Origin of the sequence: Brevibacillus halotolerans (genome assembly GCF_026891775.1) — a bacterium.
GTDB classification, from domain to species: Bacteria; Bacillota; Bacilli; order Brevibacillales; family Brevibacillaceae; genus Brevibacillus_B; species Brevibacillus_B halotolerans.
In genome coordinates, this window is sequence record NZ_JAPTNK010000008.1 from 1 (window position 1) to 16,218 (window position 16,218).

Sequence of the window (16,218 nt, forward strand, 5' to 3'; positions counted from 1 at the left end):
TCACGCTGTCATACAGGGGTTCGAATCCCCTACGGGTCACCATTTATCTGGAGGATTAGCTCAGCTGGGAGAGCATCTGCCTTACAAGCAGAGGGTCGGCGGTTCGATCCCGTCATCCTCCACCATTAATTCTTTCTATTATCGCGGGGTGGAGCAGTTCGGTAGCTCGTCGGGCTCATAACCCGAAGGTCGCAGGTTCAAATCCTGTCCCCGCAACCAAAATTTTGGAGCTGTGGTGAAGTTGGAGTTCACGCCGGTCTGTCACACCGGAGGTCGCGGGTTCGAGTCCCGTCAGCTCCGCCATTTATTCAATTGGTGGAATAAGATTTTTATCGTGTATTGGAATTACTATTATAGAAATAATAAGGCTCGGTAGCTCAGTCGGTAGAGCAGAGGACTGAAAATCCTCGTGTCGGCGGTTCGATTCCGTCCCGAGCCACCATTGTAAATAATGCCGGTGTAGCTCAATTGGTAGAGCACCTGACTTGTAATCAGGGGGTTGTGGGTTCAAGTCCTATCGCCGGCACCATTTTGGTGGGGTATAGCCAAGCGGTAAGGCAACGGACTTTGACTCCGTCATTCCCAGGTTCAAATCCTGGTACCCCAGCCATTATGAGCCATTAGCTCAGTTGGTAGAGCATCTGACTTTTAATCAGAGGGTCGAAGGTTCGAGTCCTTCATGGCTCACCAGTTTCATATGCGGGTGTGGCGGAATTGGCAGACGCACCAGATTTAGGTTCTGGCGGGCGACCGTGGGGGTTCAAGTCCCTCCACCCGCACCACACATGTAAAGTAGAAAGCCGCAAATATTGCAGGCTTTTTTTGTTTATATCATTTATTGTCACGTAAACCATTTAAAAAACGTCATATAAAGAGCTACCTATAAAAATCAATTACTACAAACCATATAAAAGCTTCGTCAGCATTGTTGATGAAGCTTTTTTCTACTATTAAGGGATGCATGTTACATTAATAGTGATCCATTAACAATGGAACTACATAGCTTTGTTTTTCTATAATAGAAGGCGTGGTTAAAGCTACTCGATTGTCATAGATTTCTTTGGCTAACGGAAGATGATACATGGCGCAGGAAATGACAAGGTAAAAACCGAATGTTTTATGCAATAGAATTTAATGAAGTTTATAATTCAAAGAGTATTTACTAAAACTTAACACTTGTTCTTCCAGATATCTTCCAGTAACTTGGTAGAAGGAAAACAATCATTACATGAAACATCCAAATAATAAATCGACACATGACAATGTAATCAAAAAGGGGTTGTAAATATGAGTATGATCCAGATGGATCGTCCCCATCACTCTATAGAAGATCTAATACTGAATATTGAAAAAGTCCTTATCGGTAAAAGAAAAATGATAGAACTTGGCTTGGTTGCTTTATTGGCAAAAGGTCATGTTTTACTAGAGGATGTACCTGGTGTAGGAAAAACAATGTTTGTACGTGCGTTAGCTAAATCGATTGGTGGAGAATTTAAACGGATTCAATTTACTCCAGATCTCCTTCCTACTGATGTAACGGGTGTATCCATTTACAATCAAAAAACAATGGAGTTTGAATTCCGTAAAGGGCCTCTGTTTGCAAATGTGGTGCTTGCTGATGAAATTAACCGCACCTCACCAAAAACGCAATCTGCCCTATTAGAGGCGATGGAGGAGCACTCTGTAACGATTGATGGCAATACCTATGAGTTAAATCAGCCATTTTTTGTTATGGCGACACAGAACCCTCTTGAATACGAAGGAACATTTCCGCTTCCGGAAGCACAGCTAGATCGTTTTTTGTTGCAACTGCAGCTTGGGTATCCAACAGAAAAAGAAGAAATGGCCATTCTAACTCGTATGGGTGCTGTTCACCCTATAGAGAGCTTGAAGGCTGTTATTAGTGTACAAGAAATCGTTCAATTACAAGCGATGATTACTCAAATCAAAGTAACAGACTCAGTGAAAGAGTATATGGTAAGGCTTTCTCAGAAAACAAGGAGCAACCCAAGCGTCTACTTAGGAATTAGCCCTCGTGGAACATTGGCTCTATGCCGGGCTGCCCAAGCTTATGCTTTTATCCAAGGTCGTGATTACGTTATCCCAGACGATGTAAAGGTGCTAGTACCTCCTATCTTTAGACATCGCCTAATTTTGAAGCCAGAGGCACGAATGGATGGGGAAACACCGGAGCGCTTCATCAGCCGGTTGTTACAAGAGACACGAGTTCCTGTACATTGAGAGGACGGTGTCTAAATGAAACAGAGAAAGTATAACAAAGCCTTATTGGCGCTATTAGTGCTGATTTGTTATGTATATGCACAATTTCAAGGTGGTTTTGTCAGTTGGTTTTTATTTTATAGCGCTTGTATACTTGGAATTTATGAAGGATTAACATACTTGTTGATGTTTGCAACCTTGGAGGTTACGCGAGAGGTGGATCGCCAAAGACTTAAGGAAGGCGATGATGTAATGATAACACTAACCTTCCGCAGACGATTTTGGTTTCCGCTTGGCTGGAACTTGATTGTCGAACCTCTTCCTGATAAATTATCAGGTTACTTTGAACCGCATCAACAAGTAATCTTTCCAGGATTCAAAAGAGAACAGGTCATTCATTATTTAATTCCAGCCATCCCACGTGGACATTACCAGATGAAAGAATGTATTCTGGTCGGTGGTGACTTTTTTGGCTTTTTACATCGCCAGAAGAAAATAGAGCTTTTTAATGATTTTTTGGTTTACCCTAGCTATAAGCAAATTAGCCATTGGTCCGCAGGAGACGGTCGTATTAGTGGCAATGTACATGTAGCACACCTGCGTTCAGATGATGTAGCAGCTGTCAGAGGCGTCCGAGAGTACCAGAGAGGGGATCGGTTAAGCCAGATTCATTGGAGGGCATCTGCTAGGGGCCACGGGCTTAAAACGAAGGAATTTGAACATCAGGCTATGAATCAGTTAATTTTCTTTCTAGACGTACAGAAGCCTGCATCAACTCAAATTCATCATCATATTTTTGAAACCAGTGTAAAGCTGACCGCCAGCCTCATTTACTATTCAAGCATTAATATGCATTCGTATGGTTTTGTAGCACGCGGAAAAGAGCGAATCATTATACCGCCAGCTATTTCACAGCAGCATTTTTTTCGGGTATTTGATCAGCTAGCCAGAGTTCATTCGGATGGCGAAGATTCTTTTGCGAGAGTGATCGGGAGGGAGGCAATGGAATTTCCCAAAGGATATACTCTCGTACTGATTACCTCTGCATTAACAAAAGACCTCGTGCTGCAAGTGGGCAATTTAGCTAGGTCTGGACGTAACATTCAATTGTTCTGGGTACACGATCATGTGATTCCAACTGTGGAGGAAAACGAAGCATTAAAGCGATTAAGATCTGTGAAAGTAATGTGTACACCAGTTCATGTGGATGCATATGAAGAGCTAAAACAGATAGGGGGTGCCTAAGATGTTAGGAGCATCCTTTTTAAAGCAAAAAAAAGCGCTAGAATGGCTATCTGCCTTATTTTTGTTTTTATTGTTACGTGAATGGCTGTTACCGCTACCCTCCCTTTCAGATACAGGGAGCATCAGTAGCTTTCTCTATCTGGTTGCAGGGATCATTTTAGTAGATATGACCTTCCGAAGTCACTGGCTGGGTTTATTGATTAAAATCATCGGTACTCTTGTCATCTTCCATGCCGCTTTTGTGGAAATTTCATTGTTTAATCCGGAGTGGATTTTGCAAACATTGCAAGCAGTAAGTGAAGACTTTAGCAGGATAGTTAATCAAGAGTGGACAAATATGAGTATCATTTCAAGAAATCTGCTTTTTTCGGGCATGATTTTAGTATTGGTGTCCCTGCTTAATTACTTAGTGCTAGAGCAAAGACAAGGATTATGGTTTGTATTTATCACCATTTCGTACCTTGCTGTATTAGATACCTTCATGCCTTTTAATGGTAGTGGGGCGATCATGCGGACGTTGATGATTGGCTTTATGCTAATTACGACCCTGCATTTATCAGCTATTCAGAAGGGATTTATCTATCGAGGAACGCAATCTGCAATCTGGAAAACGCTTGTAGTTCCATTAATGATCGTTTCATTAGCAATAGGGGTAGGATACGCGTCCCCAAAGGCAGAGCCTAATTGGCCTGATCCGATCGGTTTTCTGCAAGGAAAATCTGTAACTGGTCAGAGCGAAGCGATCCGCAGAGTGGGATATGATACCAATGATAAGACGCTGGGAGGTCCCTTTCAGCAGGATGATACTAAGGTATTTACAATTACCACAAATGATAAATATTACTTGCGCGGGGATGCTAAGGATGTATATACCGGCAAAGGCTGGATAAAAAGCGATAAACAATTGGAGTCCATTGTACATCCTAAAAACTATATTTGGAATGACACGCTTTTTTCCGGATTGGAAACCAAAAAGGTCATGGCTGTTGTGCAGGCAGAGGGAGAACAGCTACCGGCCATTTTTTATCCAGGACAGCTTAAAGGCATTGAAGAGTTAAACCCAGAAAATACAACATTAACCTATGATACGATTTCTCAGGGGATTCTTACCTTTAATGGAGCTATGCAAAAGGATTCAAATAGTCGCCTGTTTGTTGAAAGAGACGATAGCACTTTGATTCCTACACCTGTTCAGCAGTATATGGACCATTATCAGCTACAAGCCGAGATTCCCGTGATTAGTGAAAAGAAAATCATTGCGGCGGGGACCAATTATCCAAAAGATATAGAAGAACGTTACCTGCAATTGCCTAACAGTCTTCCTGATCGGATCAAGCAGCTAGCTGAAAAAGTTACGGAAGGATCAAACAATCCGTACGATAAAGCGAGAGCAATAGAGAATTATTTGCGTTCTCCAGGCAGATATCGCTATGAAACGAAAGATGTACCAATACCTAAGGAAGGACAAGACTTTGTAGATCAATTTCTATTTGAAACCATGAGAGGCTACTGCGATCATTTTTCAACTTCGATGGTGGTCATGCTTCGCTCTATTGATATACCCGCACGCTGGGTAAAAGGGTTTGCTCCCGGTCAGGAGATTAGTCGTGATGCGAACAATAATATGACGATTGAAGTGAGAAATAGAGATGCACATTCCTGGGTTGAGGTTTACTTCCCAGGTAGCGGCTGGATACCGTTTGAGGCAACAGCTTCTTTTACATCTCCACTACAAGTAAATTATGATCGCCTTGCTAATGAGGCCAATGAGTTCAATATTCCTGCTTCCACAGAGGAAAAAGAAGCGAACAAGCCTAAACAGTTAGATCAAATGGAAGAAGCAGACAAGCCTATAGTGAAAACAAGTGCCGGATTCTCATGGAGCTGGCTATGGGGAATTGGTATTTTGATAGCAGTCAGTGTATGGATTCTGTGGAAAAAACGTCAGGAGATGTATTTATGGTGGCTACAGCGGAAAATGACACAATATGCTCAGGATGATTTTCCACGCAGATTTACGTTAGTGTTAACGATATTTGAAAAAATGGTTTCCCCGCGTTATTCAGGTGAAACGCTGCGCGAGTATGTGAATCGTCTTCAAATTAGTGGAGATGAGCGTCAGGATTTACTTTATTTAACAACTATTTATGAAAAAATGTTGTATGGCTTGAAGGAAATGGAAGGGAAAACGAGATCGTTGTGGCAACAGACCATTGAGCGTTTGTTGCGCCAAATGAAACCTTGATCATTTCCCCATCATCTGCTAGAATTTTTGACAATATGATACTTTGGTAGCAGTAAGCAGGAGAAACGGTACTGCCTCTTTTTTGAATGACAACGTTAAAGACAGGGACATTTGCCCTTAGAAGATGTCAGACGATTTCATCTACGGGTGGGTGGCCTGTCTTTTTGATGGAACGGGAGAAATTTTTTTCTTCATACCAAAAAAGAGAAAGGGAGATAATATCTTCAAGAACGTTTTGGACATGTCTACTGAGTGCACAAGTATACAAGGTTAAGGGAGGATCTTTCCGTGGAAAAGCCGTTGGAATTAGTGGTAGTAATAGACTTTGGGGGGCAATATAACCAATTGATCGCAAGACGTGTACGTGATTTAGGCGTATACAGTGAGTTGTTGCCTTTCAATACACCAGTGGAAAAAATTAAGGAGCTTAACCCAAAAGGGATTATTTTCTCTGGAGGACCGGCTAGTGTATACGAAGAAGGAGCACCACAAATTGATCCAGCAATTTTTGACTTAGGTGTACCTATCTTGGGTATTTGCTATGGAATGCAATTAATGTCCCAAACATTGAAGGGCAAAGTAGAACGTGCCGGTAAACGTGAATACGGAAAAGCAGAAATACGTCTTGAAAACAAACATGATCTATACAGCAACTGGGAACCTTCTGAGGTTGTATGGATGAGCCACACAGATAAAGTAGTAGAATTGCCAGAAGGCTTCGTGATCGACGCAGTGAGCGACTCTTGCCCGATTGCTGCTATCAGTCATCCAGAGCGTAACCTATATGGTGTACAATTCCACCCAGAAGTTCGTCATACTGTAAAAGGACATGAATTTGTAAGCAACTTCCTATTCAATATTTGTAAATGCGCTGGCGACTGGAGCATGACGACATTTATTGAAGACAAGATCAAAGAAATTCGCGAAACCGTTGGAAATAAAAACGTATTATGTGCTTTGAGCGGCGGAGTAGATTCTTCTGTAGTTGCGGCTCTTATTCATCGTGCGATCGGTGATCAGCTAACTTGCATGTTTGTTGACCATGGATTGTTGCGTAAAGGTGAAGCGGAAAGCGTAATGGATACGTTTGTTGGCAAATTTGATATGAAGGTAATCAAAATTGATGCTCGTGAACGTTTCTTAAACAAATTAAAAGGTGTAACTGACCCAGAGCAAAAACGTAAGATCATCGGTAACGAATTCATCTATGTATTTGATGAAGAGGCAGCTAAGCTTACGGATATGGACTTCCTAGCTCAGGGTACATTGTACACGGACATTGTTGAGAGTGGGACAGCTACTGCTCAAACAATTAAATCTCATCACAATGTAGGCGGCTTGCCAGAGGATATGACGTTTAAGCTAATCGAGCCTTTGGACACGCTATTCAAGGATGAAGTACGTAAATTAGGTTCAGAGCTAGGGCTTCCTGATGCAATCGTATGGAGACAGCCTTTCCCAGGTCCTGGACTAGGTATTCGTGTTTTAGGCGAAATTACTGAAGAGAAACTAGAAATTGTTCGTGAATCTGATGCTATCTTGCGTGAAGAAATCCAAAAAGCTGGTTTGGACCGTGAGATTTGGCAATACTTCACTGCATTGCCTGACATGAAGAGTGTAGGGGTAATGGGTGATGCACGTACGTACTCTTATACAGTAGGGATTCGTGCGGTAACATCTATTGATGGTATGACAGCAGACTGGGCTCGCATTCCATGGGATATACTAGAGAAAATTTCTGTACGTATTGTTAACGAAGTGGACAACGTAAACCGTATTGTGTACGATGTTACTTCTAAACCACCTGCAACTATCGAGTGGGAATAAAGCAAATAAGCTTGGGAATCTTATAAGGTTTCCAAGCTTATTTGTTACCTGAAAACATTTTTGATAACAATCTAAGTTTATTCAAGTGTTATTCACTCGGTTTTGTTTTACTCTCCATTTATCTTCAATTATGATGCGATATCTGACTTATTATCATACTTGATTAGTTTTCTTATCTTTTTACGTTTTAATAGAGATAGTGCCTGATAAATTATTAGCTATTTCCAAGTTTATGTTGCCATATAGATGAAGTTCCTAACGTTGCTATAATATTTCCATGTCCTAAAATATCTTTAATAACAGAGGATTAACGTTTTGTCATGAAGCAATCAGAATGCCGAATCTCTTTCGGCCTTTTTTAATCCCGCTAATTTTCATGTCTTTTTACCATACGGTTAATAGTACTTTTTAAAGATGGAGTTCCATCATATGAGAACAAAATTAATTCTTCAATTTTTTGTTGTCTTTCTTTTCATTCCTTCAAGATAGGAATCATCACCTAGTGCAAGAGTTCTTTTACTGGCTTTTTTTGTTGATCCAAATTTCCATTTACTTTTTATACTCACTGAATGGTAAGTGTCTTATTTTCAAAGCTAATATCTCTATCCCATATTATGTAGTTGCTTCATTTACCAGTAACCAGTCATAAAATAAATCATTACGAAAGAATAATGTTCATAGTAGTCATCAAAATTCAATGTAGCGAGATCTTTTTCAAATTCTGGATACTTCTAAATTTTAACATCAACTTTTCCTTTTGAAATTGATTAAACTTGTTTATCTCAATTTTTATTTACCATCCTAAGAATAACTGCCATTTCTATTTGTTTGGAATATCTGCAGGTTTCACCGAAATGTTTTTACATCTTTCTCAATTTAGACATTCATGAATGGACTTCCTTTGGGCTATAATTCAAACATCGGAAATTGAATCGAAAAAATATCAGTAACCTTTTTTCTATACTAACTGAAATAAGAGAAACGAAGCCAGTAGTTATTTACGCATACAATGTTAATATAAGAGTCGAAAGAGAGTGAAACAATAATCTACTGTCTTTTTTAGAGAAAAAAACTGCATACAGAAGGAGGTATAAAAAAACTTATTTTATCTATGTCATTTACTGAACACTTACTTTCAAAGGAATTGTTCAAGTCTTTATGGATATGCATGAAAGATTCGCAGAGCTAAATAAAGGCATGTCCAATTTCGAAAAAGAAAAAACTTTCAAGATAAAAATGTTGGCTGGTTTAATAAATGGGGAAAAGTAACTCCTAACGAACGGTAATCTGTTCAATTATTAGTTTTAATTTCAGTAATTAATTTATGGTAAAATTTACTCAGAACATTTAAGAGAGAGTGATTTGATGGGGATACAAGGATTATCGCTTAAACAAAGTATGTCGAAGAATATACAAGCCATAATGCCACAAGAAGAGGATAAGTTGGTATTTGAAACAAATCTGATTGAATTTCTTGAAAATCTTCGTGCGAAGCAGTATGAATCAGAAGAGTTTCAAAAAAATTTATTGAAGGATTTTATACAGAAGTGTCTACCGGACAATTTCATTAATACAAATGGAAGAACTGATCTAGCTATCTATAATGGTTCTTCTCCAGAATCAACTGTGGGAGTTTTATTTGAATCTAAAAGTCTGACGAATAAGAATGAAATGATGTCAAAAATAAGCTACAATGCTAAGGCGTTTCAAGAAATTATTCATTATTACTTAAACGAACGATTGGTACATAAGAATCTTGAAGTGAAAAAATGTATAATAACTAACGGTTTAGAATGGTTCATTATTGAATCAAAAGAAGTAGAAAAACACTTCTTGAAAAATAAGAAGTTAATTGACTTATATGATAAGTGGCGCTTTGCTCAGTTATCGAGTACAAATACAGATTTTTTATATAAAGAAGTGATAGAGCCAGCCATTGATAAAGCTATTGAAAATGGATTAAAACTTGCTCACTTCGACTTACGTGATGCCATGAAGCAAAAATAAGCAAATCGAGATTAAGAAGAATAATCTTACACAGTTATATCGATTCTTCACACCTGAAAATTTATTAAATAAAGAAATTTTTTCGGATTCCAATAAATTAAACAAGGGATTTTATGATGAATTACTTTATCTCATGGGGCTAGAAGAAGTAACAGTTGATAATAAAAAGATTATTCAACGTTTACCAAAAAACAAGCGTCAAATAGGGTCATTCGTTGAAAATGTTATCGATAGATTACAAATGAATGATGTTCCTGAGGAACGACAGTATGATATCGCCATACAATTAACTGTAGTATGGGTAAACCGTATTTTGTTCTTAAAGTTGTTAGAAAGTCAGCTAGTATCTTTCAATGGTGAGGAAAAGTATAAGTTCTTGACAAAAGATTTACTTTCAACATTTGATGATATCTATTATTTATTTTTTGGAGTGCTTGCCAAAAAAGTTCATCAAAGAAGTAGCGAGATGAAAGCAAAATTCCCTGAAGTTCCATATTTGAATAGCAGCTTATTTGAAGAAACTGAATTAGAACTATCTCGAGATGGAATAGGGATAGACCGGTTACGTGAACAACAGATTCAATTCTATTCAAACACAGCATTGAAGGGGAATAATGGGAAACGAAAAACTGGGAAAGTTGAATTTCTGACTTATCTGTTTGATTTCTTAAGTGCATATGATTTTTCTACTTCAGTTAGACACAATAAAAAAGATAAAAACGATTTAATCAACGCTGCAGTGCTAGGGCTAATCTTCGAGAAAATTAATGGTTATAGTGATGGTTCTTTCTATACGCCTGGTCGCATTACAATGTATATGAGCAGAAATATTATTAGAAAAGCCGTAGTTGAAAAGATTAATGAGGTCAAAGGTTGGGATTGTCAGAATATATACGATGTTCAATTTAGAATCACATCATTAGATGAAGCAAAAAAAATTAGCAGAATCATAGATACGCTCAGAATTTGTGACCCTGCGGTTGGATCAGGGCATTTCCTTGTTTCCGTATTGAATGAACTTATTGCAATTAAGAGTGAACTTCACGCATTAGTTGATACCGAAGAGCGATCAATGAATGGTATTCGTTGTACGGTTGTTAATGATGAATTAATCATTCAAGACTTAAATGGTGATAATTTTATTTATAGAAGAGGGAATGCAGATTCTGAGCGTATTCAAAAAGCAATATTTCATGAAAAAAGAAAACTAATTGAAAACTGCTTATTTGGTGTAGACATTAACCCTAACTCTGTAAATATTTGTCGTTTACGATTATGGATTGAATTGCTCAAGCACTCTTACTATTATTTTGAGGAAGAATCCGGTACACAGCAATTAATCACATTGCCTAATATTGATATCAATATCAAAGTAGGGAATAGTTTGCTTCATAAATTCGGTATTCATGATATTTTAGATAAACGTTTTTCTGATTTTAAAAATTATACACAACTTGTTTCCGAATATAAGATTACAAATGACAAACGAAAGAAACAGGAATTGATGATACAGATTGATGACATTAAACAGAGGTTCTTATCTAGCATTGAAACACCTGAATTGCGACGTATAAAACGATTAAGACGCGATTTGGCAAAAGTTGGGCAATTCGATTTGTTTGCTTCCAGTCATGATACTAAAAAACAACGTAAAGAATTTGCTGAAATTGAAAAGAAAATCAAACAAGCAGAGATCGAGTTAAAGGATTCCCGTCAAAATCCTCTGTTCCGTGAAGGTTTAGAGTGGCGTATGGAGTTTCCAGAAATACTGGATGATGAAGGAAATTTTGTGGGATTTGATGTTATAATTGCTAATCCTCCTTATATTTATTCTCAAGATGGTTTCTTCAGTGAGTCTGAAAAACAATATTTTGAAAAGGAATATAAACTTGTTCAATACCAAGCAAATACATTTGGATTATTTTTAGAATTGGGATTGAAACTTCTCCGGAAAAATGGATATATGTCAATGATCATTCCAAATACTTTTTTAACTGTCAATCAATATGAAAAAATGCGCCGATATATTTTAGAAAAAACCGGAGATGTTTTTATTCTTAATTCACAGGATAAAATCTTTGAAGATGCATCCGTGGATAATTGTATTGTGAATGCAAAAGTGTCAGCGCCATCTAAAGTTGCTCTGGCAGAATTAAAAAATAAAGAAATTAATATCATCAATCAAATTGAAGCCAATGAATTACTTCAGCATAATGTAATTAATATTTCAGCGTTTAAGGAAGCAAATAATCCTTTAGCTGTGTTAAGCATCACTAAATGCATAGAAGAAAACTCCAAAGCCCTTGAGCCAAATTATGCAATAGTACGGGATGGGTTAAAAGTGTATGAGAGGGGAACTGGAAATCCAGTTCAGCCAAAAGATAAGGACGAATTTAAACGGTTCACAGATAGTCGAACTTACTTCTCGAACTTTGAAGAAAGTTCAGATTATAGGAAGTTCTTGATCGGAAGGAACATAGAAAGATATACTGTTAAATGGACAGGGGAGTATTTGAAATATGGTAAAAATCTTGCAGCACCTAGAAGCCCTGAAGTCTTTCAAGGTGGTAGAATAATAATTCGTCAAATTCCTAAAAAGGAACCTTATTCACTTACAGCATCTTATACAGAGGAACCGTATGTGCATGAACGTAGTCTTATCGCTATTAGGGAGATCAAGATTAATCCATTGTTTTTATTAGGTGTATTGAACTCCAAAGTAGAGAGTTACTACGCTATCAATAAATTTGATTTCTTCCAAAGAAAAACCTTTCCTCAACTTCGCCTTACGCAGATAAGGGAATTTCCAATTCCTAATGCGACTAAAGAAGAGCAAGAATACTTAGGTGGTTTGGTTTCAAAACAACTTAAACTTCATTCTTCAACTGAACAATCAGTAGAAACCAAAGAGAAGATTAAAGTAATTGATTGTGAAATTGATGAATATGTAATGAATCTTTATCGATTGGATGAAGAAGAAAAAAAAATTGTTCGTGAATTTTCAGTTGAATAAGTGATAACTTGATTGATAACAATATAATTTAGAGTTAATTTAAGCAAAAGATTCTTATTAAAAACATCGTTACACCAATAAAGTTATACTTATTAATTTTAGCGGTTTCTCGAGTGGGAATAGTAAATACGTATAATTCATATTAAATTAACATGAACGTTCGTGTTTTGTGTTGACAGCGTGCGATGTTCTTGTTAAACTTTCGTTGTAAGATAGAAGTTCGAGTTTTTGTTCGGATTTTCGACTTATAACGACTTGTTTAGCAGGAATTATCGCACGTTTTTTATTTATTACCGAATGTTATACGTCATTATTCGAACGAAACTTGTCTTTTTAGCAATATGACTTAAAGAGGTTACTATTAGGAGGGACAAAGGGTGCGTAAGTATTTTGAGTTTGATCGACATGGCACCACGTATCGTCGAGAGATAATTGCTGGTTTAACAACCTTTTTGGCAATGGCATATATTTTAGCCGTCAATCCAAACATTTTAAGCGGGGCAGGATTGCCGCCGGAGCTACAAGCAAAATTTCCTCCGCATGATGCGGTGTTTACTGCTACAGCACTTGCTGCGGCTATTGGTACACTTATTATGGGGATTGTCGGTAAATTACCGATCGGTCAAGCACCGGGAATGGGTTTAAATGCGTTCTTTGCTTTTACAGCAGTTCTAACTATGCAAATTCCTTGGCAACAAGCTTTGGCTGGTGTGTTTGTTTCTTGTACTTTGTTTCTCATCCTGTCTTTAACAGGTATTCGTTCGCAGATTATTGATGCCATTCCGCAGAATCTCAAGAATGCTACAACAGCAGGTATTGGCTTGTTTATCGCTTTTATGGGTCTAAAAAATGCTGGGATTATTATAGATTCACCAGCTACTTTAGTCACAATGGGACATTTAAGCTTTAAAGAAGGAATGGATGCTACTCAAATTCTAGGAGTGAAAAATGCGCTGCTAGCAGTCTTTGGACTACTGGTTACGGGGGTTTTATTAGCAAGACGTATTCACGCCGGAGTATTCCTTGGAATGTTGGTCACAGCGATTGCCGGCATGATTTTTGGAGTGGTAGAGCTTCCTTCCCAAGTGGTATCGGCTCCTCCTAGCTTAGCTCCGACACTTGGTGTTGCCTTACCATATTTATTAGATCCGAGTGTTATTTTTTCTCAAGGCATGTTCATTGTTGTGTTCACCTTTTTATTCGTTGATTTCTTTGATACAACCGGTACATTGCTAGGCGTTTGCAATCAGGCAGGGCTTTTGAAGGATGGGAAGCTGGAGCGTCCTGGGTCGGCACTTGCTTCTGATGCTGTTGCTGGAATGGCAGGTGCGCTGTTAGGGACCTCTACAACAACAAGCTATATTGAATCAACTGCTGGTGTTGCCGCAGGAGGTAGAACTGGCTTTACGGCAGTAGTCATCGGAATTATGTTCCTGCTGTCTCTGTTCTTCTTTCCATTGCTGTCTGTTATTACTCCCGCTGTTACAGCACCTGCCCTGATTATTGTAGGTGTACTGATGGCTAGTAGCCTACGCAATATTGAGTGGGATAAGCTAGAAGAAGCATTGCCGGCCTTCCTTACCATGCTAATGATGCCTTTATCTTCTAGTATTGCAGCAGGTATTGCTTGTGGATTCATTTTCTATCCAGTGACGAAAGCATGTAAAGGCCAAGCACGTGAAGTCCACCCGGCGATGTATGTACTATTTGTCATCTTCCTGGTTTACTTCATTTGGTTCCGTGAATAGGTTGTTTTATCAAAAGCTACTAGCTTTGATATTTACAATATTTGATTTTGGAATATCACTAGATTATCACCATGAAAAAGTCTTCTTGAACTGTCTTCATTTGAGTCAGATCGGAAGGCTTTTTCTTTTTGGTGTAAGGAATTGAATAAAGGAGAATGAAATTTTGGTATAAAACTAAAATGTTCGTGTTTTGTTGACGTTTTATGATTTATTTTGTTAAACTGAACGTGAAATGATCTTAAATACGTAAAATGAAAAATGAAAGATCAAGGGGGAAGCGGCGTGGTTACACCGATTGTTGGAGTCATTATGGGAAGTACTTCTGATTGGGAAACAATGAAGGAAGCTTGCCACATACTAGAGGAGATGCAGATTCCCTATGAAAAGCAGGTAGTTTCTGCTCATCGTACACCTGATCTGATGTTTACGTATGCAGAGACTGCTAAAGAGAGAGGTCTGAAGGTAATTATTGCTGGAGCCGGTGGAGCTGCTCATCTTCCGGGAATGGTAGCGGCAAAGACCATTCTTCCTGTCATCGGTGTGCCAGTGAAATCAGCCGCTTTAAACGGATTAGATTCTTTATTGTCGATCGTGCAAATGCCGGGTGGCGTTCCGGTTGCTACCGTAGCGATAGGTAAGGCAGGGGCTATAAATGCTGGTTTGTTAGCAGCGCAAATGATCGGGATGAATGACGAGGAGATAAGTCGACGTTTAACCGAACGAAGAGAAGCTATCCAAAAAAAGGTGATGGAAGCGAGCGAGTTGCCTCATGAATAAACAGAAGCAAATCAAACCGGGCAGTACCATTGGCTTGCTAGGCGGAGGACAGCTAGGAAGAATGATTACACTCGCTGGCAGAGCGATGGGGTATCGGTTTGTAGTGCTAGATCCTACAGAGGATTCACCATGTGGTCAGGTAAGCGATCGGCAAATCGTCGCAGGATATGATGATCAGCTAGCGGCGCGAAAATTAGCCCAGCTCAGTGATGTGATCACCTATGAATTTGAGAACGTGGATGCTGGTGTTGCAGCCATTTTAGAAGAGGAAGCTTTTGTGCCACAGGGAAGTAAGTTATTGGGCATTACACAACACCGCGTTAAGGAGAAGACTACGATACAAGCCTATGGTTTGCCTGTAGCGCCTTTTCGAATCGTCGCTTCAGTAGAGGACGTGAGAGAGGCTGTTGCAGAGCTGGGCTTGCCTGCTGTTATGAAGACAGCTACAGGAGGCTATGACGGTAAGGGGCAGTGGGTATTACGCTCTTTGGAAGAAATAGAAGAAGCCTTTTCGTGCCTTGCAAAAGCTAACACAGAACTGATCGTTGAAAAATTTATCCCTTTTACAAAGGAGCTATCTGTAATCGTAGCTCGTAATTTATCAGGGGAAGTAGCAGTCTTTCCTACAGCCGAAAATATTCACCGAGATAACATTTTGCATCAGAGTATAGTCCCAGCTCGGATTGATATAAAAATTCAACAGCAGGCTGAGCAAATAGCCATAGAGTTGGCAGAAAAGCTGGAGATGGTTGGGTTGCTTGCAGTCGAGATGTTTCTGACAAAAGAGGGGGAGCTTTATATAAACGAGATGGCTCCGCGTCCCCACAATTCAGGTCATTATACAATGGACGCCTGTTTGACCTCGCAATTTGAGCAGCATATTCGAGCAATCAGTAACTTGCCACTTGGCTCCACGAAGTTGCTTAGTCCGGTCGTTATGGTTAATATTTTAGGTGAGCATGTAGCACCTTTACTCAAAAAAATAGATCAACTACCCAAGAAAGCAAAATTGCATTTGTACGGAAAACAAGAGGCCAAAGAAAAGCGGAAAATGGGTCATATAAATCTTGTAGCCGAATCAGTAGATGTAGCACTGCAACAGGCTGAAAAACTTGGAATATGGTCATAAACGGAGG

At 38.9% G+C, this 16,218-nt stretch carries 9 protein-coding genes and 8 tRNA genes; all 17 read left to right on the forward strand.

All coding sequences use genetic code 11. The features are described from left to right. Positions 1 to 49: 49 nt before the first annotated feature. Positions 50 to 125, forward strand: a tRNA-Val gene (locus O0550_RS11705). 17 nt (positions 126 to 142) lie between these two features. Continuing rightward, positions 143 to 219, forward strand: a tRNA-Met gene (locus O0550_RS11710). Between the two features lie 7 nt (positions 220 to 226). After that, a tRNA-Asp gene (locus O0550_RS11715) sits at positions 227 to 303 on the forward strand. Positions 304 to 366: 63 nt separating this feature from the next. After that, positions 367 to 442, forward strand: a tRNA-Phe gene (locus tag O0550_RS11720). 11 nt (positions 443 to 453) lie between these two features. Then, positions 454 to 529: transfer RNA gene (locus O0550_RS11725), tRNA-Thr, on the forward strand. 6 nt (positions 530 to 535) lie between these two features. After that, positions 536 to 610, forward strand: a tRNA-Gln gene (locus O0550_RS11730). Positions 611 to 614: 4 nt separating this feature from the next. Continuing rightward, positions 615 to 690: transfer RNA gene (locus O0550_RS11735), tRNA-Lys, on the forward strand. Between the two features lie 9 nt (positions 691 to 699). After that, positions 700 to 782: transfer RNA gene (locus tag O0550_RS11740), tRNA-Leu, on the forward strand. Positions 783 to 1,287: 505 nt separating this feature from the next. Then, positions 1,288 to 2,241, forward strand: coding sequence for an AAA family ATPase (locus O0550_RS11745; RefSeq protein WP_035318754.1), 954 nt, complete (start codon positions 1,288 to 1,290; stop codon positions 2,239 to 2,241). A gap of 15 nt (positions 2,242 to 2,256) precedes the next feature. Beyond that, positions 2,257 to 3,465, forward strand: coding sequence for a DUF58 domain-containing protein (locus O0550_RS11750; RefSeq protein WP_022584240.1), 1,209 nt, complete (start codon positions 2,257 to 2,259; stop codon positions 3,463 to 3,465). Position 3,466: 1 nt separating this feature from the next. Then, positions 3,467 to 5,710: a transglutaminase TgpA family protein gene (locus O0550_RS11755; RefSeq protein WP_258426388.1), complete on the forward strand. Its 2,244-nt coding sequence runs from the start codon at positions 3,467 to 3,469 to the stop codon at positions 5,708 to 5,710. Positions 5,711 to 5,998: 288 nt separating this feature from the next. Continuing rightward, positions 5,999 to 7,537 carry a glutamine-hydrolyzing GMP synthase gene (gene guaA / locus O0550_RS11760; protein WP_003335708.1) on the forward strand — a complete coding sequence of 513 codons (1,539 nt, stop codon included), beginning with the start codon at positions 5,999 to 6,001 and terminating at the stop codon, positions 7,535 to 7,537. Positions 7,538 to 8,902: 1,365 nt separating this feature from the next. Then, complete coding sequence (locus tag O0550_RS11765) at positions 8,903 to 9,544, forward strand: DUF7149 domain-containing protein (RefSeq protein ID WP_258426389.1); 642 nt, start codon at positions 8,903 to 8,905, stop codon at positions 9,542 to 9,544. Between the two features lie 133 nt (positions 9,545 to 9,677). After that, positions 9,678 to 12,557 carry a type IIG restriction enzyme/methyltransferase gene (locus tag O0550_RS11770; protein WP_258426390.1) on the forward strand — a complete coding sequence of 960 codons (2,880 nt, stop codon included), beginning with the start codon at positions 9,678 to 9,680 and terminating at the stop codon, positions 12,555 to 12,557. A gap of 377 nt (positions 12,558 to 12,934) precedes the next feature. Further along, positions 12,935 to 14,305, forward strand: coding sequence for an NCS2 family permease (locus O0550_RS11775; RefSeq protein ID WP_004432854.1), 1,371 nt, complete (start codon positions 12,935 to 12,937; stop codon positions 14,303 to 14,305). Between the two features lie 258 nt (positions 14,306 to 14,563). Further along, complete coding sequence (gene purE / locus O0550_RS11780) at positions 14,564 to 15,082, forward strand: 5-(carboxyamino)imidazole ribonucleotide mutase (protein ID WP_031412109.1); 519 nt, start codon at positions 14,564 to 14,566, stop codon at positions 15,080 to 15,082. Next, positions 15,075 to 16,211 carry a 5-(carboxyamino)imidazole ribonucleotide synthase gene (gene purK / locus O0550_RS11785; RefSeq protein WP_258426391.1) on the forward strand — a complete coding sequence of 379 codons (1,137 nt, stop codon included), beginning with the start codon at positions 15,075 to 15,077 and terminating at the stop codon, positions 16,209 to 16,211. Before purE ends, purK begins: the two co-directional genes overlap by 8 nt. Positions 16,212 to 16,218 lie beyond the last annotated feature (7 nt).

Coding starts and splice junctions, on each gene's coding strand:
- O0550_RS11765 (WP_258426389.1), top strand. CDS start 8,903: ATGGGGATACAAGGATTATCGCTTAAACAAAGTATGTCGAAGAATATA.
- O0550_RS11745 (WP_035318754.1), top strand. CDS start 1,288: ATGAGTATGATCCAGATGGATCGTCCCCATCACTCTATAGAAGATCTA.
- O0550_RS11750 (WP_022584240.1), top strand. CDS start 2,257: ATGAAACAGAGAAAGTATAACAAAGCCTTATTGGCGCTATTAGTGCTG.
- O0550_RS11770 (WP_258426390.1), top strand. CDS start 9,678: ATGGGGCTAGAAGAAGTAACAGTTGATAATAAAAAGATTATTCAACGT.
- purE (WP_031412109.1), top strand. CDS start 14,564: ATGAAAGATCAAGGGGGAAGCGGCGTGGTTACACCGATTGTTGGAGTC.
- purK (WP_258426391.1), top strand. CDS start 15,075: ATGAATAAACAGAAGCAAATCAAACCGGGCAGTACCATTGGCTTGCTA.
- O0550_RS11755 (WP_258426388.1), top strand. CDS start 3,467: ATGTTAGGAGCATCCTTTTTAAAGCAAAAAAAAGCGCTAGAATGGCTA.